Raw genomic sequence first — 570 nt, forward strand, 5'->3', positions numbered from 1 at the left:
TTATATTACCCGCTTACCTTTTTTCATTATACTTTCTCCCTTCTACATATAAAAAACTCTTACTTGCATATCTAAATACAAGTAAGAGCTTTACTAAAGTAAACTTTTATAAAATTCTATTGTTGGCTTATCATTATTTATTAACAGATTTAATTTTTCATATGTTGAATCATAGAAGTTATTATCTTTAGCATATTTAATTACTTCCTCATAAGATAATTCAAAAATATTATCTGTTATGTTATAGTAGAAATCATCATTCATCACACCAAAGAAATATTTTACTGAATCATCATATGTCATTCTTGGTACTTCTTCTAAATCACAATTTTCATCTGTATAACAACCATTTCTATCATTCCATTACGGAAACTCTTTCATTTTTCTACGTATAATCTCATTATTCATAGATACAACCTCCTTATATACTACATAATCATAATATATATTTATATATTACTTAAAATACGTAATGCATCTAATTGGATTGTCAACACTAAACTAAACAACTTTTTTAAGGGTATTTTGACGATATTCAACTGGGGATAAATATCCCAGTGAAGAGTGGAT

Annotated in this window: 1 protein-coding gene; it reads right to left on the reverse strand. The window is 25.6% G+C overall.

The features are described 5' to 3' along the window. Nucleotides 1-93: 93 nt before the first annotated feature. A complete protein-coding gene (locus NEH74_RS12455) occupies nt 94-303 on the reverse strand; it encodes a hypothetical protein (RefSeq protein ID WP_202966286.1) in 210 nt (69 codons plus the stop codon). Nucleotides 304-570: the final 267 nt, after the last annotated feature.

Source organism: Turicibacter sp. GALT-G1 (assembly GCF_025594995.1).
Classification (GTDB): domain Bacteria; phylum Bacillota_I; class Bacilli_A; order MOL361; family Turicibacteraceae; genus Turicibacter; species Turicibacter bilis.

Bases quoted from the DNA above. Each gene is read 5' to 3' on its own strand.
- NEH74_RS12455 (WP_202966286.1), bottom strand. From the start codon at position 303: ATGACATATGATGATTCAGTAAAATATTTCTTTGGTGTGATGAATGAT.